Annotated in this window: 16 protein-coding genes; 12 read left to right on the top strand and 4 right to left on the bottom strand. The window is 46.3% G+C overall.

All coding sequences use genetic code 11. The features are described from left to right. Positions 1-36: 36 nt before the first annotated feature. From AC5ZC7_RS17180 to AC5ZC7_RS17150, 7 genes are all read left to right on the top strand, one after another. Positions 37-1,404 carry a phenylacetate--CoA ligase family protein gene (locus AC5ZC7_RS17180; protein WP_496157681.1) on the top strand — a complete coding sequence of 456 codons (1,368 nt, stop codon included), beginning with the start codon at positions 37-39 and terminating at the stop codon, positions 1,402-1,404. 24 nt (positions 1,405-1,428) lie between these two features. Continuing rightward, a complete protein-coding gene (locus AC5ZC7_RS17175; RefSeq protein WP_496157682.1) occupies positions 1,429-2,565 on the top strand; it encodes a glycosyltransferase in 1,137 nt (378 codons plus the stop codon). A gap of 2 nt (positions 2,566-2,567) precedes the next feature. Further along, complete coding sequence (locus AC5ZC7_RS17170; protein ID WP_496157683.1) at positions 2,568-3,509, top strand: NAD-dependent epimerase/dehydratase family protein; 942 nt, start codon at positions 2,568-2,570, stop codon at positions 3,507-3,509. Positions 3,510-3,520: 11 nt separating this feature from the next. Further along, on the top strand, positions 3,521-4,471 hold the full coding sequence (locus AC5ZC7_RS17165; RefSeq protein ID WP_496157684.1) for an MraY family glycosyltransferase: 951 nt from the start codon (positions 3,521-3,523) through the stop codon (positions 4,469-4,471). A gap of 4 nt (positions 4,472-4,475) precedes the next feature. Continuing rightward, positions 4,476-5,006 carry a PglD-related sugar-binding protein gene (locus tag AC5ZC7_RS17160; RefSeq protein ID WP_496157685.1) on the top strand — a complete coding sequence of 177 codons (531 nt, stop codon included), beginning with the start codon at positions 4,476-4,478 and terminating at the stop codon, positions 5,004-5,006. Between the two features lie 37 nt (positions 5,007-5,043). Next, positions 5,044-6,237 carry a glycoside hydrolase family protein gene (locus AC5ZC7_RS17155; protein ID WP_496157686.1) on the top strand — a complete coding sequence of 398 codons (1,194 nt, stop codon included), beginning with the start codon at positions 5,044-5,046 and terminating at the stop codon, positions 6,235-6,237. Between the two features lie 225 nt (positions 6,238-6,462). Further along, positions 6,463-7,959 carry a T9SS type B sorting domain-containing protein gene (locus AC5ZC7_RS17150; protein WP_496157687.1) on the top strand — a complete coding sequence of 499 codons (1,497 nt, stop codon included), beginning with the start codon at positions 6,463-6,465 and terminating at the stop codon, positions 7,957-7,959. 240 nt (positions 7,960-8,199) lie between these two features. On the opposite strand, the gene AC5ZC7_RS17145 is transcribed toward AC5ZC7_RS17150, so the two are convergent. Together AC5ZC7_RS17145 and msrC are read right to left on the bottom strand one after the other, a co-directional pair. Beyond that, entirely contained in the window at positions 8,200-8,880 is a 681-nt protein-coding gene (locus AC5ZC7_RS17145; protein ID WP_496157688.1) for a CpsB/CapC family capsule biosynthesis tyrosine phosphatase, read from the bottom strand. 101 nt (positions 8,881-8,981) lie between these two features. Then, entirely contained in the window at positions 8,982-9,455 is a 474-nt protein-coding gene (gene msrC / locus AC5ZC7_RS17140) for a free L-methionine (R)-S-oxide reductase MsrC (protein ID WP_496157689.1), read from the bottom strand. A 176-nt stretch (positions 9,456-9,631) separates the two neighbouring features. On the opposite strand from msrC, the gene idi reads away from it, so the two are divergent. Both idi and AC5ZC7_RS17130 read left to right on the top strand, forming a co-directional pair. Then, on the top strand, positions 9,632-10,171 hold the full coding sequence (gene idi, locus AC5ZC7_RS17135; RefSeq protein ID WP_496157690.1) for an isopentenyl-diphosphate Delta-isomerase: 540 nt from the start codon (positions 9,632-9,634) through the stop codon (positions 10,169-10,171). Between the two features lie 380 nt (positions 10,172-10,551). Continuing rightward, complete coding sequence (locus AC5ZC7_RS17130; protein WP_496157691.1) at positions 10,552-11,526, top strand: terpene synthase family protein; 975 nt, start codon at positions 10,552-10,554, stop codon at positions 11,524-11,526. 131 nt (positions 11,527-11,657) lie between these two features. Here the strand turns inward: AC5ZC7_RS17130 and AC5ZC7_RS17125 are convergent, their stop codons facing one another. Both AC5ZC7_RS17125 and AC5ZC7_RS17120 read right to left on the bottom strand, forming a co-directional pair. Then, the gene (locus tag AC5ZC7_RS17125; protein WP_496157692.1) at positions 11,658-12,686 is read right to left on the bottom strand and encodes a hypothetical protein; all 1,029 of its coding nucleotides are present in this window, start codon (positions 12,684-12,686) and stop codon (positions 11,658-11,660) included. A 17-nt stretch (positions 12,687-12,703) separates the two neighbouring features. Further along, the gene (locus tag AC5ZC7_RS17120; protein WP_496157693.1) at positions 12,704-13,408 is read right to left on the bottom strand and encodes a TMEM175 family protein; all 705 of its coding nucleotides are present in this window, start codon (positions 13,406-13,408) and stop codon (positions 12,704-12,706) included. Between the two features lie 178 nt (positions 13,409-13,586). Between AC5ZC7_RS17120 and AC5ZC7_RS17115 the strand changes: the two genes are divergently transcribed. The 3 genes from AC5ZC7_RS17115 to AC5ZC7_RS17105 are packed head-to-tail and all read left to right on the top strand — an operon-like array spanning position 13,587 to position 19,296. Continuing rightward, entirely contained in the window at positions 13,587-14,930 is a 1,344-nt protein-coding gene (locus tag AC5ZC7_RS17115) for a TolC family protein (protein WP_496157694.1), read from the top strand. A gap of 35 nt (positions 14,931-14,965) precedes the next feature. Further along, on the top strand, positions 14,966-16,102 hold the full coding sequence (locus tag AC5ZC7_RS17110) for an efflux RND transporter periplasmic adaptor subunit (RefSeq protein WP_496157695.1): 1,137 nt from the start codon (positions 14,966-14,968) through the stop codon (positions 16,100-16,102). A 20-nt stretch (positions 16,103-16,122) separates the two neighbouring features. Next, positions 16,123-19,296 carry a multidrug efflux RND transporter permease subunit gene (locus AC5ZC7_RS17105; protein ID WP_496157696.1) on the top strand — a complete coding sequence of 1,058 codons (3,174 nt, stop codon included), beginning with the start codon at positions 16,123-16,125 and terminating at the stop codon, positions 19,294-19,296. Positions 19,297-19,300 lie beyond the last annotated feature (4 nt).

The raw sequence follows: 19,300 nt of genomic DNA, 5'->3' as shown, positions 1-19,300 counted from the left end.
GGTGATGACGCATAGAAGAACCTAAATAATTAAGTGATGACTGAGAAAATATATCAGCGTCTTCCTGCTGTGTTCCAGAACGGCCTGGTGACCCTATTTGATGTGCTGCAGTATAGGAAAAGGCATTCGGGCAATTATTCCAACTGGATGGAATATTATGAGGCCGCCCGGAAATTTGACCTCGCTAAGCTCCAGCGGTTCCAGCTGGAAAAACTGTTTGCCTTCGTAAATTTTGCTGCCAGGGAATCCGGCTATTATAAGCAAATATTTGCGCAACTAGGTTTAACAGAAATAACTACCCTGGAACAATTCCACCGGCTGCCGATACAGTCGAAGGAAGATATCAGGGCCAATATTGATGCCATCTATACCATTGGAAAAAAACAGGCAATTCTTTCCAAAACCGGTGGTACTACTGGTAAATCGCTCGAAGTAAGATTTACCTACGATGATATGCAGCACCGCTTTGCTACCCTCGACTTTTTCAGAAAAGGTTATGGATATAAGCTGGGAAGTAAGGTGGCCTGGTTCAGTGGTAAATCACTGCTCACCCAAAAAGATACTTTGAAGAACAGGTATTGGAAATATGACTGGCGCTATAGAATCCGCTACTATTCTACCTTCCATATCAACGCTGTTACAGCAAAATATTATATCGACGACCTGAATAAGCTGCAACCCTTGTATGCAGTGGGGTTTCCGTCCAGCATGTATGAAATCGCCAAATGGGGGCTGGCCAATAATTATCACCTGGCTTACCGCATGAAGGCGATATTTCCTACTGCCGAAACCGTGATGCCGCATGAACGCGAAGCCATCGAAACCTTTTTCGGCGGCGTAGTAGTGAATCAGTATGCTTCCTCAGAAGGAGCACCGTTTATACTGGAATGCGAGCAGGGAAAACTACACATGGAACTGCTCACCGGCTATTTTGAAATAATGGATGAAAACGGCCAGCCCGCCAATGAAGGAGAATTGGTATTCACATCCTTCACCACACACGGCACACCGCTGGTTCGCTATGCCATTAAAGATAAAATCAAATTGTCGGCCGAAACCTGCACCTGTGGCAATCATAACCCGGTAGTAGAAAGCATCCAGGGTAGGATCAACGATTTCGTGTATTCGGAAGAACGTGGCAAAATCAACCTGGGCAATATTTCCAATTGTGTGAAGTATGTAAAAGGGGTGGTGAAATTTCAGATCATACAAAACACCACAGATCATATCCAGGTAAAAATAGTGAGAGACAATACGTTTACGGACAAGGATGAGAAAATGTTTTTGCATGAATTAAGAGAACGCCTGGGTACCCGCATGAACATTGATGTTACCTATGTAAAGGAAATCCCCCGGGAGGCGAGTGGAAAGTATCGTATCGTAAAACAAGGACTAACAGTATAAGGTTGGAACTAAAATATTTTGGAGATGAAAAATGCACAACGGTTATTTATGGTGGTGAATGTTGACTGGTTCTTCCTTTCACACCGGCTGCCGGTAGCGCTGGCTGCCAAGGCGGCTGGATATGATGTAACAATTGTTACCTGCGATACCGGCAGGGGGAACGAGATTAAAAGCCATGGGCTCAATTTTATAGATCTCCCGTTTAAGCGGTCTGGTACAAATATCATGTATGAAATGAAGTGTATCCGCTTGCTGAGGGAGGTATATAAGAAACATAAACCAGATCTCCTGCACCACGTTACCATTAAGGTAGCGTTGTATGGCAGCATTGCTGCCCGGTTGAGCAAAACCGGTGGTGTGGTCAACGCCATTAGTGGCCTGGGATATAATTTTACCGGCGACCGGAAAGGCTTCACTCAAAAGGTACTGTTGATGATGATGAAGTTTGGATTTAAACGAAAAAATATGCACTTCATTTTTCAGAATGAAGATGATATCAATACATTCAAGTCGTTGAACCTGGTGGAAGACAAACAGGTGAGCCTGATCAAAGGTTCAGGAGTAAACCTGCAGGAGTTTACAGCTACGCCGCTGGGCCATGCGAACGGGAAAGTAAAGGTAGTATTACCCGCCAGGATGCTGTATGATAAAGGTGTGATGGAGTTTATTGAAGCTGCGAGGTTACTGAAAAATCAATTGTTGGATAAAGCAGAGTTTATATTGGCGGGTGATGTAGACAAAGAAAACCTCGCTGCCATACCTGATGAAAAAATACAGGGTTTGATGGATGGGAACTACCTGCGTTGGATCGGTTTCCAAAAGGATATGGTGGGGCTGTTACAGGCGGCAGATATTGTGGTATTGCCTTCCTACCGGGAAGGATTACCCAAATCGCTGATAGAGGCGGCAGCTATCGGTCGCCCGATTATTACCACGGATGTACCTGGCTGCAAGGAGTGTGTGGTAGATGGTTACAATGGATTCCTGGTGCCGGTGAAAGATGAACATCGCCTGGCAGGCGCCATGCTCGAACTGATTAAAAACAGGGAGCTGCAGGTCGAAATGGGGAAGCATTCCCGCCTATTGGCAGAAAGAGAGTTCTCTATCGATAAAGTGATCCGCGAAACAACCGCTATTTATTCAGCACTTACTTTAAACTAACTATGGAAATAGCCATCACCGGACACACGGGTTTTGTAGGCAACTATTTATTGCAGGCCAATGCGGGTCGGCACCTTTTTCATGGTATCGCCAGAATAAAAGACGACCATAACCCACTGCTGCAATCATGCACTACCTGGGAACAGTTGTCGGTGGCTGACCTGGACAAAGCAGACGCCGTATTGCACCTGGCCGGTAAAGCACACGACCTGAAAAATACCAGCAATGCGGAAGCTTATTTTTTAGTCAACCGGGACCTGACGATCAAACTGTTTGATCTCTTTTTGCAAAGCAGCGCCAGGGATTTTATTTATTTCAGCAGTGTAAAAGCAGTGGCCGATAAAGTAGAAGGCATTTTGCGGGAGGAAGTGATACCTGCGCCTGTTACGCCTTATGGTCAATCAAAGCAGGAGGCGGAAGCCTACCTGTTGTCCAAACAACTGCCCGCAGGTAAACGATTATTTATTTTTCGCCCCTGCATGATTCATGGGCCGGGAAATAAAGGAAACCTGAATTTATTATATGGATTTGTGAAGAAGGGAATCCCTTATCCATTGGCTGCTTTCCGGAATAAACGCTCTTTTTTATCGGTAGATAACCTGTCGTATATCGTAAACCAGGTAATCAGCGATGAAAAAGTGGCTTCAGGTATTTACAACCTGGCGGATGACGAAAGTTTGTCGACCAACGAAGTGGTACATATCATTTCCGGCAGTCTGCAAAAAAAGCCGCGTTTGCTGGCGCTGCAGGTAGGTGTTGTAAAGGCTATGGCGCGGTTGGGAGACGTGATAAAACTCCCGTTGAACACTGAAAGATTAAATAAACTAACGGAAAGCTATATTGTTTCCAACGATAAAATCAGGAAAGCCTTAGGCATCCGTGCCTTGCCGGTTAATGTAGCAGATGGTTTGAGTAAAACCATTGCCAGCTTTAGTCAGTCGTAATATTCAATTGTATGATGTACCTTATTTTAACCATACTCTTTTTTGCAGCTATGCTGGCATATTTCGGAATTGCCAGGCGTTTTAATATCATTGATAAACCTAATGAACGTAGTTCCCACCAAACGGTGACCATTCGCGGAGGAGGGATCATATTCCTGGTAGCGGCTATTGCGGCGGTGGTGTTGTATCCACAAACTTTTTGGCCGGCAGCGCTGGGTATGCTGGTGATTGGTGGGGTGAGCTTTGTGGATGATATGTATAGTTTACCTAACAAAGTGAGGGTGTTGTTCCATTTCACGGCTGTTACCCTGATGTTTTACTACCTGGCAGCATTTTCTTTGTTCCCGGTGTATGTGATCGCACTGCTGTATATATTGGTCATCGGCATTATCAACGCGTATAATTTCATGGATGGCATCAATGGTATTACCGGTTGTTACAGCCTGGTAACATTGGCTGCACTACAATATGTCAACTACCGGCAGGTACCTTTTATAGAGACAGATATTATTTGGTTGCCGATGTTGGCCAGCGCTGTTTTTCTTGTTTTCAATTTCCGCAAAAAGGCCCTTTGCTTTGCGGGCGATGTAGGTAGTGTTACCATTGCTTTTTGGATCATTACCTTGTTGCTGAAACTCATTTTTGTAACAGGAGATTGGAAATATTTATTGTTCCTGGCGGTTTATGGCGTAGATGCCATACTTACCATTGTGCATCGTTTGTTATTGAAGCAAAATATTTTCAAAGCTCACCGGCTGCATTTCTACCAGTTACTGGCCAACGAACGTAAGTTGCCACATTTGGCGGTAGCAGCGGGCTATGGCATATGCCAGTTATTGATGAATGCATTTATAATAAATAACCAGGCTTCGTTGTTGTGGACGATGTTAACGGTATGTCTGCCGTTGATATTGATTTATGTGCTGATCAAGCCCGGGTTGATGAATACTAAAACGATCTGATGATATGAAGGAATCAATTGTTATTTATGGGGCAGGCGGACATGCCAGTGTATTGTCGGACCTGGTGCGGAGCAACGGTGGTGAAGTACTGACGTTGTTTACTGACCAGGAAGGCCATGCCTCCGCTGTGCATTATGAAACATCGCTTTACCCGGATGCACCGCTGGTAATTGGTATCGGGAATAACCAGGCAAGGGAAAGACTGGCAGGCAGTGTAGCGCATAATATTGCCTCACTATTTCACGCGGATGCCAGTATCGCGACAGACGTTACCATAGGAGAGGGAACGGTGGTGTTAGCCAGGGCGGTGGTGCAGTCAAACTGCCACATTGGAAAGCATGTCATTATCAATGCCGGGGCTGTAATAGATCATGATGCCATCATTGGCGATTTCGTGCATGTGGCAGCCAATGCCTACGTAGGTGGTGGTGCGCAGATAGGAAAGGGTGCATCTATTGGCGCAGGCGCCATTATCATGCGGAATGCTGTTATACAGGCGGGCTCTGTGATTCCGCCACTTACAGTAGTGGCATAATATATGTTGCAATTACAGGTCTTAAAAATATTGTTTCATGAAAGGGTCTATTATTTTACTGTTTGCGGTATTGCTCGCCGGAGGCTACGCTTGTGAAGGGCAGGGCAATAAGTTTGATTACAGAGCACTGCCCAAAGCTTACCTCGCAGCAGATTCTCCGGCGTTTCGTCAGGAAGCTGCCACCCTGATGGGTAAGGCATTTGACCTGACTACTTTGCTGCCGCCAGGCTACGTGAAAGACGGCTCCGTAGATTATACCAGTTATCTACAGGCAGGAATAGACAAACATGAAACTGTAGTATTCCCGGATTTTCCGGTACTGATCAACGCAAAAGGCCTACAAACACATAGCAACAGCAACCTGGTTTTCAAGCCGGGCGCTAAATTATTACTGGCTCCGAATAATCAGGAACGTTATGCCATGCTAAGTATCACCGGCGTAGAGAACGTGAATGTGTACTATCCGGTACTAATAGGCGATCGCGACAAGCACCAGGGAAATACCGGTGAGTGGGGGATGGGTATTGATATCCGCTCCTCACAAAATGTCAATATCATTCATCCCAATATATCCAATTGCTGGGGCGATGGGATTTGTATCGGCCAACTAAAATTGAAAGATACCGGACCAGGTGTAAAATCATTCCCCGTACAAAATATCGCGATCTACAATGCGCAGCTGGATTATAACCGGCGCAACGGTATCTCGGTGGGATGTGTGAATGGCCTGAAAATCATTAAACCCGTTATCTCCAATAGTTATGGTACCTCACCAATGACGGGCATCGACATTGAACCCAACAGCAACCGCGATTTTGTAGATAATATTGAAATAGATGATCCCATCACGTTTAATAATGCACAACATGGTATTGCGGTACATCTCACTGCATTGCCAGGACAGCAGGCCAGGGAAGTAAATTGCTCCATCAAAAATCATATCGACGATGGATCACAAATTGGATTTTTTATTTCAGGATATAAAGAGAAGTATGCTAACCTTGCTGCCGTGCAACCACTCACAGGAAAGATAGATGTTTCCAACCCGGTATGGAAAAATAATAAATTCCCTTTCCGGAACGGGAAGTCTAACGGCTATTCACCTGCCGTAAAATTCAGCGGGGTATCTGTCATGAAAACCGGTACTGACGGCAGGATAGAACGGAATAGTAACTACATGATGGAGATGAAAAAATCATTAACGCAGGAAAAAAATATCAGTGTTCAATAAATCTTCTTTTAATAAATAATATATTTGCATAATCATAATATATATGAGTGGGAATATCTTTTAAAAGCAATAATTGAAAAACCGACGCGTTTAGTTTTTTACGAATAACTATCTATGAATAATTTGCTATGCTTAGTCCATAGCCTGAAATCATGTGAGAAGAACCATATCGGAAGACTATCAACTGGCCTGTATCTGCTACTAAGCAAAGTATTTATTTTAATAATGCTGCTAAGTATTGGTACCATTGTTTACGGCCAGGATATTCCTTTGAAAAATCCATCGCTGGAAGGAACGCCTGCGGAAGGAAGGGTACCTGTCTCCTGGATAAAGGCCGCAGGTACACCGGATATTCAACCGGGCGTCCATGCTATTAGTGTTCCTGCATCTGATGGCAACACCTATATAGGTTTGCACGGTCACGCGCAATGGGCAGAAGCAATTGCGCAAGCTGCGGCGCTGAAAGGAGGACACACCTATACCGTTTCTTTTGACCTCGCATTCATTATTCATTACACTTACGACGCCTGCTACGGCAATCTCGCGATTTATGCAGGCAACGCGCCTGGCGACTCTGCAGAATTATTATGGAAGTCCGGCCAGTTCTATCATACCAACTGGAAACAATATAACCCTGTTTTCAGGCCGTCGAAAGACTACCGGTACATCTCCTTCTGGGCAGATGGAAAGATACCTTGCGACAAAACGGAGTTTACTTCCAATGTGTTGATCGATCATTTTTCTCCTACTATCAGGGAAGTACCACAAGTAGTGATTACGGCCCAATCCACCTGCAAAGGAGTGAGTACGGGAATGGCTACCGCTAACGTAAATGGTGGGATTCCTCCCTATACTTTTCAGTGGCGGCCAGGCGGACAAACCAGCCCACATATTGAACAATTAGCTGTGGGTAATTATTCCGTTACAGTCACCTCCGCCAATGGTACCAGCACAACAGCAACGGTTACCATCAGGGAAACGGATTTGAAAACTGACGTCACAACGGTAGGCTCTCCCTGTCACGGTGATAACCTGAATGAAATTCAATTGGCTACCACCGGCGGCATACCGCCTTATCGTTATTATTTTAACGGCGCCACCACACCCAGTTATACGCCGTTGTTTAAAGCACTGCCACCAGGGAAATATAAGTTGATAGTGAAAGATGAACAAGGCTGTGAAGACAAACTAAACGACATCACACTCACGGAACCTGCGCCACTGCAAATTACCGCCATCAACACAAAAGATATCAGCTGTGATGAAACCACCGATGGAAAAATAACAGTACAGATGGCAGGAGGTACCACTCCTTATTCCTTTAAATTAACGCCTGGCAATTGGCAACCGGATAATGCGTGGCTACACCTCGATGAAGGGCATTATTATTTCGAAGTGAAAGATCAACACAATTGCGCTACGCATGGATCTGCAGGTATTACCAGGAATCATCGCAATTGCGCTGTATATGTGCCAACTGCGTTTAGCCCTAATAGTGATGGACTCAATGATTTGTTTCGCGCAAAGGTAAATGATGAGGTGAGTGATTATAAAATGGAAGTCTACAATCGCTGGGGCACGCTGGTGTTTCGAACTACTGATCCGGAAGGCGCCTGGGACGGAGGGCAGCAGCCTATGGGAGCATATATTTGGGTCCTCGTATACACTGATAGTAAAAAACAGGCGCGTAAACAAACCGGTAATTTGATGTTAGTGAAGTAAAGTCGTCTACAAGAAAATTTTGTAGCAATGCGACATGACAGAAGATCAGAAAAACGCATTTGAAAAAGCAGGCACTTCTACTACTACCATGGGTGGTATGACTATGAAAGTGACGACTAAATGCACCAAGAAATAATGGTAGCTGAATGATGTAATGGCAGTAATGGAACAGGATTTAAAGGTCTTGTTCTGTTACTGCATTTTCTTTTGACGACTCCTAATAGAACCAGGTTACGGTGCTCACAGTGTTGCATTCTTAAATGGATATTGCTCTAATACCATTCGCAGCTTTTTATTTTTACTGATATCGCTAATCGCCTGCAGGTGTTTTTCATGATGCAGGTCGGTGCCGATGTAATCGATCATATTTAGTTCCATTAGTTTTTCGGCCGCCTGCTGAATATGTTTGCCATAGTAGCCGGTGAGCGATAACAGGTTTACCTGGAACAAGCACCCCCATTGTTTAAACTGCTGATACAATTCAAAGTTTTTATGGCAATAATTATAGCGCTCCGGATGCGCCAATAAGGGAGTATAACCTTGTGCACCCAGTTCAAAAAGCCACCCATGTAACTGTGGAGGGGGCGACATGAAAGAAATTTCCACCAGTACCAGTTCCCCGTTGAGTGTTAGCAGCGGCGCTGTCATCAACGCTTCAAATTGTTCATCCAGGTAATATTCGGCGGCGTAATGGAAGGGGAGGGTCATATTTTTTTGAGACAGGGACTGCTGCACCACCTCGTAGGGGGCGGTCATCGTATCCGGGGAATTCGGATAACGATCCATCATGATGTGTGGGGTAGTAATAATTTTTTTGATGCCCAGGTGCTGCAGCTGTGCTATAAACTGCACAGCTGTAGCTACATCAGGTACCCCATCATCGATGCCGGGCAGGAGATGGGAGTGGATGTCTGTCTGCATAAAAGCCAACAAATCATTCGGAAGTGCTGTCTCTGTATTTTTTTTTCGAAAAAATAGCATAATGGTTTCTCCGTAAAATAATGACACAAAATGTGGTGGTCCTATAACACAATCAGTGCCACAATTTCTTCCAGGAATTGTTGATCTGTTGTATCAAAATGAGAAAGATGTTCGCTATCTACGTCCAGGATGGCTTTTACTTCACCGTCGCGGATCAATGGTACTACTATTTCAGACCTGGAAAGACTACTGCACGCAATATGTCCCGGAAACGCTTCCACATCGGGTACAATAAGGGTAGCTGCCTGTGCCCAGCTGCTGCCACATACGCCCCTGTTCTTACGGATACGGGTACACGCTACCGGTCCCTGGAAGGGGCCCAGCACCAATTCATCTCCTTTTACCAGGTAAAATCCCACCCAAAACCATCCGAACTGCTCTTTTAACGCAGCGGCTACGTTGGCCAGATTCGCCACCAGGTCTGTTTCTCCTTCCAGTAAACCCTTGATTTGCGGGATCAGGGAGGTGTATTGCGTGGCCTTATTCCCCTGGATAATATGTAAGTCTTCTGCCATAATCGTTGTTGTTGTACTGCAAAAGTCCGGAAATTTATATATATTTAGCGTAGTAACCGTTAAAGTCATTGTTGTTAACCATTCAACCAATATTTAGCTATAAACAGCGTTGTTTTTGGCAGTTTATCCTATTTTTCCATCTGCCGGAAGCGTAATTAAAATATATTTGTGATACTATGAAATCACCGGACGTAATTTTAGTGAACGAGCAAGACGAAGCTATTGGTACAATGGAGAAGATGGAAGCGCACTATAAAGGACTACTCCATCGCGCATTTTCCGTATTTATCATTAATGATGCCGGAGAGATATTATTGCAACGCAGAGCGTTGGAGAAATATCATTCTCCCGGGTTGTGGACCAATACCTGCTGTAGTCATCCTTATCCGGGGGAATCTACAGCGGCAGCCGCTCATCGCCGTTTGCAAGAGGAGATGGGCTTCGATTGCGACATGCAGGAAATTTTTACATTCACCTATAGAGCGGAATTCGATAATGGGTTAACCGAACATGAATTTGACCATGTGTTGCTGGGGACTTTTAACGGCAACATATCCCCTAATCCATCTGAAGTATGTGATTACCAATATTTGTCTTCGGGTCATATTATCGAATTAATGGAAAAAGATCCCGATTCATTTACCGTTTGGTTTCATCGTGCTTTGCCCTTGGTATTGAAGTATATGAATATCCCGATCAATGCCACCGGTGCGTAATTTGTTTTGTTTAGCTATGCCAGTTTAATATTTACCAAGCGTTGTTTAGGAAGTAAAATTTTCATCACCCATCTGCCGGCTGCCTGACAGGGCGGTCGTTGTTATGCCATTTAGCTTTCCTGCCGGGAAAAGCCCGGTTATGCCTATGCTTTTTTAGTACCCTCAATAATTAACTATTAAACCAAAGACACATGACAACCATTCAAATGCCTGATATCGGGTATCCCTTCCCCGCTGGTATTATTTTTATCGCCCAGCTGCCGGCTGCCTGAAATAGCGGTTGGTCGTTGCTATGCCATTTAGCTTTCCTACCGGGAAAAGCCCGGTTATGCCTATGCTTTTTAGTACCCTCAATCATTAACTATTAAATCCAAAGACACATGACAACCATTCAAATGCCTGATATCAGGTATCCCTTCCCCTCTGGTATTAACCAACATGTTAACCAAGCCCAGGATCACGTAGCTGCCTGGGTAGCATTTCACGGCTTGCTCACCACCGAAAAAGCCTGGCAACGTTTTCACAAGGCCCGCTTCGCCTGGCTGGCAGCAAGGGCTTTCCCCGATGCCGCCCTCCATGAGCTTTGTATTGTAGCTGATTTCAATACCTGGCTCTTTATTTTAGACGACCAATGCGACGAGGCCTCCGCCGGACGCAGGGCCGATTACCTGAAAAGTATCATGGCAGGGTTTATGGACATCCTGCAATCCAACCGGCTCGTAACACCGGAAACCGGTGGTCCCTTGCCGGCGGCCCTCAGCAGTATCTGGGAAAGGATGCGCGTCATTGGCAGCCCCGCCTGGCGCCTCCGCTTCATTCGCAGTATGGAGGATTATTTCAGGTCCTGTATCTGGGAAGCAGAAAACCGCGAAGCCGGACTGGTACCTTCCGTGGAAGACTATGTACACATGCGCCCCTTTACCGGCGCCCTCCTGGCGGATATTGAAGCCATCGAAATCATCGAGAAAATTTATCTCTCCCGTACCATTATTGAACAACCCTTGTTACAGCGCATGATCCAGGCCTGTAATAACATCGTATGCTGGTCCAACGACCTCTTCTCCTGCACCAAAGAAGCACGCCAGGGCGATGTACATAACCTGGTGCTGGTATTGCAGCATCACCGGCAGCTTAGTTTACAGGAAGCCGTGAACCAGGCCGCCCGCATGCACAATGAAGAAGTTGCCATTTTCATCACCCTGGAAAAACTGTTGCCACTAAAAGGAGATGAAAGAGATTATGAATTGCTCCGTTATGTATCCGTACTACGGTCATGGATAACCGGTAATTTCGACTGGAGTATCAGCGATACCAGTCGCTATGGCCTGGCGGCACAGCAAGTGGCCGTAGCGTAGAAGGCGCCTTTGACGCTTGTCTTTGTTCAGGATTATACTGATTATACTGATGTCAGTTTTGATCATTTAAAATCAAAATAAAAAAATCAGTTTAATCAGTCTAATCCTGTCCTAAGACAATATCCGTGGTATTATCCCCGCCTCATCCGCTTTTCTATCAGTCGCCCTACCCACCAAAAGGAAATGGCGAGTATCCCGAAGAAAAGCCCTTTATTCGTGTGATCCCAGAGATACTCGAAGTAACGGGTATACAAGTCCAGTAAAAGGAAAATAACGCCCAGGTCGCGTAAAAGGTCATCCTTCATCCGGATGCCCAGCAGCAGTACGCCCACACATAATACGGTGTAAATAATCACCCATTGCAACAAGTGTACCTGCCGTAGCTGTTGCCATTCGTCCCACGTCCCACAGTTACCGAAAATAGAGATGAGCCAGCCTGAAATGATCAGCAACAGCCAGCCGCCGCTCCAGGTAATATTTTTGATCGGTGTATATACTTTCAGGGGACGTAGTATCCAGGCTACACCCACCAGCAGACCGCCCAGCACCGCCATCCGGCAGGGGAGGTTCATACCCAGGAAATAAGGCGCATCGCTGGTAAGAAAGTAGGTAAGCTTCACATAAGCCGGTATCAGGCACAAAAGCGTGGCAATCCACATCAGCCGGGAATGAAGCGTAAGGCCCAGTATACCGAAAGAGGCCGTTGCCACCAGCCAGAAAATGCCATAATTGCCATCCAGGTAATTGACGCTTTTGCCCAGGTACACCACGCTAACGCCTATACTGAGTATGGGTAACAGCCAGAAAAGCTCTCGATTGAAAGAAAACACCGGCTGCCGCTTATTCCGCCGCCAGCCTTCATAACATAAAAAGATGGTGAGCCCGGCAAACAGGAGCGCAATCACGCTATCGGTCAGTGAAAACTTTTTCCGGATAATTTCTATCCACTTTTCATCCAGCACCAGTGAGCCGAAAGCCATCAGGGCACAGGAAATGGCGGCGATGAATATATACAGGGTAATGGTTTGCCAGTCGGTATTCACTACTTTATAGCTCTCCTGCAGCTTGCCAGCCTGCTCAGCGCTGATGAGTTGCTCCTCCTGCCATTGATGTATGGCACGGCGGAGTAGCTGGGCTTCCTTTTTATCCAGTTCCATCATAAGCTACCGTTTCTGTTTCAATTGTTGGCCTCTACTTTATGTACAAGGCGGAGCGTATTGCGTTTCTTTATCTTTAAACGAAAATAATTAAACAGCCCCAGCGCCGGAATAATCATATAACTGATACGCTGATACGCAGTATTCTCCGGGTACAGGAAATAGGTCATGGCAATACAGGTAAAACCCGTTGCCGCTGTGAGAAATCCATATTTACACCGCTGGTACAACAACTCCTTTTCTGTATGATGCCCCGCTACCGCCAGTTGAGGATTTTTCTGAAATACATAATAACTAATCCAGAATAAGGCGGCCAAACAGCCTGTCAGGTTACACAGGTAGATAAAAAAAGGCAACATAAAATGAGCCGTTGTATGCAAAATCGCCGAAGTGGAAAAAGGAAATGATACAATAAAAAATAAAAAGAAAAGATTGCGATGAATCAATCCTTCGTTGTAATTTTGGAAAAAGCGGCATAACTGAAGATGCCGTACCCAAAAATTTCCAATAAATACAAAGCTGGCTGCAAAAATCAGAAATTCAATAGCAGTTGGCCGTAACAGATCCCAGTAGCCACTGGCAGGCATTTTCCCCGGTATAGCAGGCAATTTGATTTCGATGATCAATAAAGTAATGGCAATGGCAAATACCGCGTCACTGAATAGGATTAACCGCTCCAGCTCAAACTCACGATGAAAGGGTTTGGGTTCTTTTATAACAGACATAGACATAGTTAACAGTAACTTTTCTGAAAGATACGAAAATAGCGATTAGCCAACTGCTATTAGCTATTAGCATGCAGCCTTCGTTTTTGTAGCCAGGTGGCCACAAAAAGGGCACAACCTTTTTACCTGTTCGTTGTTAAGTATTTATCAATCATCATATACTTTCAAAGTAATAAGTATGCATTGTCGTTTTTTTCTCTTCACCCTTCTTTTATTACCAGGAATAATAGCTTACGGGCAGGCAGATACGACGCAGCCTGGCAGCTATGCCTATAACCTGGTGAATTGCATACAATACGGACTGGATCATCAGAACGATGTGGTAAATGCCCGGCTGGATGTACAATTCTCCCAGGAACAGATAAAAGAGGCTACCGGTAAATTTTTACCCCACGTTAATATTACCGGGGGACTGATAGACAACATTAAACTGCAAACCTCCCTGATCCCGGATCTCACCGGCGCAGACCCCAATAAGAGAACGCCCGTACAGTTTGGTACCAAATGGTCTTCTTCTGCTACCGGGCAGGTTGATCAGGCCATCTTCAACAGCGACTACTTCCTGGGACTCAAAGCCTCCAGGGTGTATGGCGACTTGTCGAAAAAAGCCTATAAACGTACAGAAATAGATACCAAAGTAGCCATCACCAAAGCATATTATGCTGTGCTGGCCAATGAGGAGAATATCCGCCTGGCTAAATCCAATATGGCCCAACTGAGCAAAACCCTTTCCGATACCAAAGCCCGCTATGATGTAGGCGTTGCCGAAAGGGTAGATGTAGACCGCATACAGGTTTCTTACAATAATATTGTTACCGACATAGAAACCCAGATCCGTGTTCTCGTGTATACGATGCAGTTATTGAAGTTCCAGATGGGCATGCCGCAGGAGGCAAAGCTAACACTTACCGAAACCGTGCAGGACCTGAACGTGGATGCCTATATTGCTGATACACTCGATTACCAGGTGCAGGACAGAATTGAATACAGTATTCAAAGCACCCAGATTGCCCTGAATGAACTGAGCCTGAAAAGCAAAAAGCTGGGGTATCTTCCTACCCTTAACGCCTATGTGAACTATGGGTTTAACTATTTCTCCCAAAAATTCGGAGACCTGTATAAAACAGGTTATGGCGCTTCCGCACTGGGTTTAAGTCTTTCCTGGCCCATTTTTGCCGGTACAGAAAGGCTCCACCAGATCCGGGAAAACAAGATTACTTTAAAGAAGTCGCAAAACGACCTGGACTACCTGGCCCAGCAAATTAAAGTAGACGTGGCCAATTCAAGTACCCAATATCTCAATAACAAATCGCGGTTTGTAACACAGAAAACCAATATGGGCCTTACGCAGGGAATATATGACCGCATTGTACTCAAGTTTGAACAAGGTGTGGCTACCAGCCTGGATGTTACCTCCGCAGAAAGTGACCTGAAACAGGCGCAGGTAGATTATGTGCAGGCCTTGCTCAATACCCTGATCAGCAAAACAGACCTGGATAAAGCCATGGGCAAAATCAAATAAGCAGTTGTATTCGTAATTCGCAATTAATTTCTCCTATGTATCTAATAAACTATAAGCGGAACTTCTACGTGGCAGGTATGATACTCTGTGTAGCCTGTGGCAACAGCAAAAAACAGCAACAGGCCGGGATGATGGGAAAGATGAAACCTACGGTAGTAGCCGCGGATGTGGTGCCTGCCGTGTATACTGTGGCCGAGAAATTTCCGGCTACCCTCCAGGCACATGATGTAGTGGAACTCCGCCCGGATGTTTCCGGCTACCTCGAAGCCATCCGGGTACCTGATGGCAGCAATGTAACCAAAGGGCAACCTTTATATGATATAGACCGGAGCCGTGCCGCCGCTGCATACGGTCAGGTAGCCGCCACCCAGCAACAGGCGGAAGCCGATCTGGCCCAGAAGAAAAAAGATTATGAAAGGTATAAAACCCTGCTGGACCACGATGCCATTTCCAAACAAACCGTAGACCAGGCGTATACCGCCATGCTCTCTTCCCAGGCCAACCTGGCCGCCGCCAAGGCTGCTGTTGCCAGAGCCGGTACAGACGTGAACCACGCAGTGGTAAAAGCACCGGTCACCGGTAAAATAGGTATCGTACAAATTAAAGTAGGCGATATCGTGAATGCAGGCCAAACATTGATCAATACTATCGTGAACGAACACCCCATGTTTGCTGATATGGATATCCCACAGGCCCGCCTGCCGGAATTCCTCCGCATCCAGAAAGGTCAGGGCGATGAGAAATTCCTGATCCAGTTTGGAGACGGTACCCGCTATGGGGAAGAAGGCAAAGTACTTACCATCAACAATATCGTTGATGCACAAACCGGTACCGTCCGGGTACGCCTCGTATTCCAGAACAAAGACGGTATGCTGAAATCCGGGATGAGCATTGTAGTGGTGATGCAATATGGTACACCGGCTACCCAGCTCGCTATTCCCGCTAAGGCTATCATTCAGAATCTTTCTGAAACCAGCGTATATACTCTCAGTAAAGATAATGTAGTGACGCCCAAAGACATTGTGCCAGGCGCCGTTACAGACACCATGATGCTGGTACTCGACGGACTGAAAGCCGGCGACCGCATCGTAGTAGAAGGCATACAACGCGTAAAACCCGGTGACACTGTGAACATTGCAGGCGCAGGCGCAGGAGCGGCAGGGAAACAATAATAATAAATCACTATCACAGTATGATCTCAAAAACCTTTATAGAGCGTAAGAATACTACTATCGTAATTGCTATCATAATTGTGATTGTAGGGCTCATCTGCATGTTTAACCTTCCCATTGCACAGCTGCCGGACATTGCACCTCCGGTAACAGATGTAAGGGCCAATTACGTGGGCGCCAACTCCACTACGGTAGAAGAAACAGTGACCACGCCCATAGAAAACCAGGTAAACGGTACCCCCGGCGCTATGTACATACAGTCCGTGAGCGCCAACGACGGCTCCATGAGTATCACCGTCACCTTTAACCTGGGTACCAACCCCGATATCTCTACACTCGACGTACAAAACAGGGTGAGCCTGGCACTGCCCAGTACCCCCGATGAAGTACGGCGTGTAGGCGTAACGGTGAAGAAGCGCTCTAACGACATGCTAATGGTAATTGCGCTGAATTCACCCAAAGGAAAGCATAGCCGCGAGTTTCTCGATAACTACCTCAACATCTACCTGAAACCTGAATTGGCCCGTATCGTCGGAGTAGGGGATGTGAACGCTTTCTCACAGGACTATAGTATGCGTATCTGGCTCAACCCCGACAAGATGGCCGCCCTCGGACTTACTGCCGGAGATATTTCCAGGGCCATTACCGAACAAAACCAACAGGTACCCGCTGGTAGTATCGGTGCACCACCTATGGGCAAACAACAGGCATTTGAATATACTGTAAGCGTGAAAGGCCGCCTCGCCACTTCTGAAGAATTCGGCAACGTGGTAGTAGCTACCAGCAAAACCGGTAGCCTGGTAAGGCTCCGGGATGTAGCCCGCATCAACCTCGGCTCCTTTACCTATGCCATCGATGCAAAGGCAGATGGTAAAACCGGTAGCGGGATGGCTATTTACCTCTCGCCAGGCGCCAACGCCCTCGATGTGAACGATAAGGTAATGGCCAAGATGAAGGAAATGGGAAAGAATTTTCCGGAAGATGTACAATGGCTGGTGCCTTTTGAAACCACGTCCTTTGTGCGGATCTCTATTGATGAAGTAATCCAGACCTTTATTGAAGCCCTCGTACTGGTGGTAGTAGTGGTGTTCATATTCCTGCAGAACTGGCGGGCCACCCTCATTCCCATCCTGGTAATTCCTATTTCCCTGATTGGAACGTTTATATTCTTCCAGCTATTGGGCTTCTCTATTAATACCCTCACCCTGTTCGGTTTCGTACTCGCAATCGGTATTGTGGTGGATGATGCCATTGTGGTGGTGGAGGCGGTGCAGCATCATATTGATGCGGACCTGATGTCGCCCCGGGACGCTACTTTTAAAGCCATGTCAGAGGTACAGGGACCGGTAATTGCCATCGCCCTCATCCTGGCAGCGGTGTTTGTGCCGGTAGCTTTCATTCCCGGCGTGAGCGGACGTTTGTATCAACAGTTTGCATTGACAATCGCTTTTTCGGTGCTGTTATCCGCTTTCCTCGCCCTGACGTTTACGCCCGCATTAACAGCCATCCTGCTGAAGCCTGCCCATCTTACCCAAAAATCCCATGGCCTCAATAAGCTCTTCTTTAAATTCAATGAATGGTTTGCAAGAGTCACCAACCGCTACGGAAAGGGGGTGATGTTTTCTATCCGGAAAACGCCGGCAGTACTCATTATCATGGGATTGATCTTCGCAGCCGCATTCTACTTATTCAAGAAAACGCCTACCACCTTCGTACCGCAGGAAGATATGGGTGCTTTGTTTATAGCACTGGAACTGCCGGAAGCCTCTTCTACAGAAAGAACGAAAGAAGTGGTGGCGCAGATCAGCGAAATCCTGACGAAAGACAGCGCCGTAGCACACTTCTTCGGCATCACCGGTATTAACTTCGTGGCCAATGCCACCAAGCCCAACTCAGGTACCTTCTTCGTGAGTCTTAAGCCCTGGGATGAACGCTATAAACACGGCGATAATATCAACGCGGTATTAGGCCGTATCCAAATGTCCACGATGAGAATCATCGGCGCCAATATCATTTGTATTCCCGCACCCACCCTGCGTGGGTTAGGTACTTCCGGCGGGTTCTCCTTTATCCTGGAACAGCGGAGCAATCCGGACATTAACCAGTTCCTGCAAGTAATGGGACAATTCCTCATGGCTGCCAACCAACGGCCGGAAATAGCGCGGGCATACGCTTTCTTTAGCGCCAATACACCACAGTTTAATGTGGAAGTAGATCGTGATAAATGTAAGCAACTCGGTGTAGCCGTAAGCGATGTATTCAATGCGCTGCAAACTTTCCTCGGCGGATTGTATGTAAATGACTTCACCAAGTTCAGCCGCAGCTTCAGAGTAGTACTACAGGCCGATTCCCTGTATCGTACCAGCATCAATAACCTGAATACTTATTATGTAAGAAATAACACGGGTTCAATGGTGCCACTCAGCGCCCTTATCACCACCTCGAAATCCGCAGGAGCTCCAGTCATCAATCACTTCAACCTGTATCGTTCCGTGGAAATTGACGGGGATAGTAAAACAGGCTACAGTAGTGGTGATGCCATTGAAGCCCTGAAAGAGGTGGCGGCTAAAGTATTACCGGAAAACTTCGGTTTTGAGTGGGCCAACGTATCCTTGCAGGAAATTGAAGCGGGTAACAGTAGTGTACTGATTTTCGCCTTATCTATCCTGTTTGTGTTCCTGTTGCTCACCGCATTGTATGAAAGCTGGTCAGTACCATTTTCCGTGTTGCTGGCAGTACCTATTGCGTTATTTGGCTCTATCCTGGCCCTGTCGCTCACCAAACAGGCCAACTCCGTATATTCCCAGATTGGTTTGATTACCCTCATTGGTTTGGCCGCGAAAAATGCCATCCTGATCGTAGAGTTCTGTAAAGAACGTGTGGATAGAGGTATGCCGCTACTGGATGCTACTTTAGAGGCGGTGAAGTTGCGTTTGCGTCCTATCCTCATGACTTCCTTCGCCTTCATACTCGGGGTAGTGCCCCTGTGTTTGGCGAAAGGTGCTGGTGCTGCTTCCCGTGTAAATATAGGCTTTACCGTAGTAGGCGGTATGCTGGCCGCTACGTTGCTCGGTATTTTCACCGTGCCCGTGCTGTATGTGCTCATTACTAAAATGGCCTACGGTAAGAAGAAACTGGCCGAACTGGAAGAACATGGTAGTGAAGACAAGCGCCCTAAAGGTTTAGGAGAATAACCTT

Source organism: Chitinophaga sp. 9-1-y, assembly GCF_059511905.2.
The sequence above is the reverse complement of the archived record's forward strand: the minus strand, read 5'-3'. Positions and strand labels throughout refer to the sequence as shown.

What these genes read in the sequence shown, in the direction of transcription:
- AC5ZC7_RS17180 (WP_496157681.1), top strand. Translation starts at nt 37, where the DNA reads ATGACTGAGAAAATATATCAGCGTCTTCCTGCTGTGTTCCAGAACGGC.
- AC5ZC7_RS17175 (WP_496157682.1), top strand. Translation starts at nt 1,429, where the DNA reads ATGAAAAATGCACAACGGTTATTTATGGTGGTGAATGTTGACTGGTTC.
- AC5ZC7_RS17170 (WP_496157683.1), top strand. Translation starts at nt 2,568, where the DNA reads ATGGAAATAGCCATCACCGGACACACGGGTTTTGTAGGCAACTATTTA.
- AC5ZC7_RS17165 (WP_496157684.1), top strand. Translation starts at nt 3,521, where the DNA reads ATGATGTACCTTATTTTAACCATACTCTTTTTTGCAGCTATGCTGGCA.
- AC5ZC7_RS17160 (WP_496157685.1), top strand. Translation starts at nt 4,476, where the DNA reads ATGAAGGAATCAATTGTTATTTATGGGGCAGGCGGACATGCCAGTGTA.
- AC5ZC7_RS17155 (WP_496157686.1), top strand. Translation starts at nt 5,044, where the DNA reads ATGAAAGGGTCTATTATTTTACTGTTTGCGGTATTGCTCGCCGGAGGC.
- AC5ZC7_RS17150 (WP_496157687.1), top strand. Translation starts at nt 6,463, where the DNA reads ATGCTGCTAAGTATTGGTACCATTGTTTACGGCCAGGATATTCCTTTG.
- AC5ZC7_RS17145 (WP_496157688.1), bottom strand. Translation starts at nt 8,880, where the DNA reads ATGCAGACAGACATCCACTCCCATCTCCTGCCCGGCATCGATGATGGG.
- msrC (WP_496157689.1), bottom strand. Translation starts at nt 9,455, where the DNA reads ATGGCAGAAGACTTACATATTATCCAGGGGAATAAGGCCACGCAATAC.
- idi (WP_496157690.1), top strand. Translation starts at nt 9,632, where the DNA reads ATGAAATCACCGGACGTAATTTTAGTGAACGAGCAAGACGAAGCTATT.
- AC5ZC7_RS17130 (WP_496157691.1), top strand. Translation starts at nt 10,552, where the DNA reads ATGACAACCATTCAAATGCCTGATATCAGGTATCCCTTCCCCTCTGGT.
- AC5ZC7_RS17125 (WP_496157692.1), bottom strand. Translation starts at nt 12,686, where the DNA reads ATGATGGAACTGGATAAAAAGGAAGCCCAGCTACTCCGCCGTGCCATA.
- AC5ZC7_RS17120 (WP_496157693.1), bottom strand. Translation starts at nt 13,408, where the DNA reads ATGTCTGTTATAAAAGAACCCAAACCCTTTCATCGTGAGTTTGAGCTG.
- AC5ZC7_RS17115 (WP_496157694.1), top strand. Translation starts at nt 13,587, where the DNA reads ATGCATTGTCGTTTTTTTCTCTTCACCCTTCTTTTATTACCAGGAATA.
- AC5ZC7_RS17110 (WP_496157695.1), top strand. Translation starts at nt 14,966, where the DNA reads ATGTATCTAATAAACTATAAGCGGAACTTCTACGTGGCAGGTATGATA.
- AC5ZC7_RS17105 (WP_496157696.1), top strand. Translation starts at nt 16,123, where the DNA reads ATGATCTCAAAAACCTTTATAGAGCGTAAGAATACTACTATCGTAATT.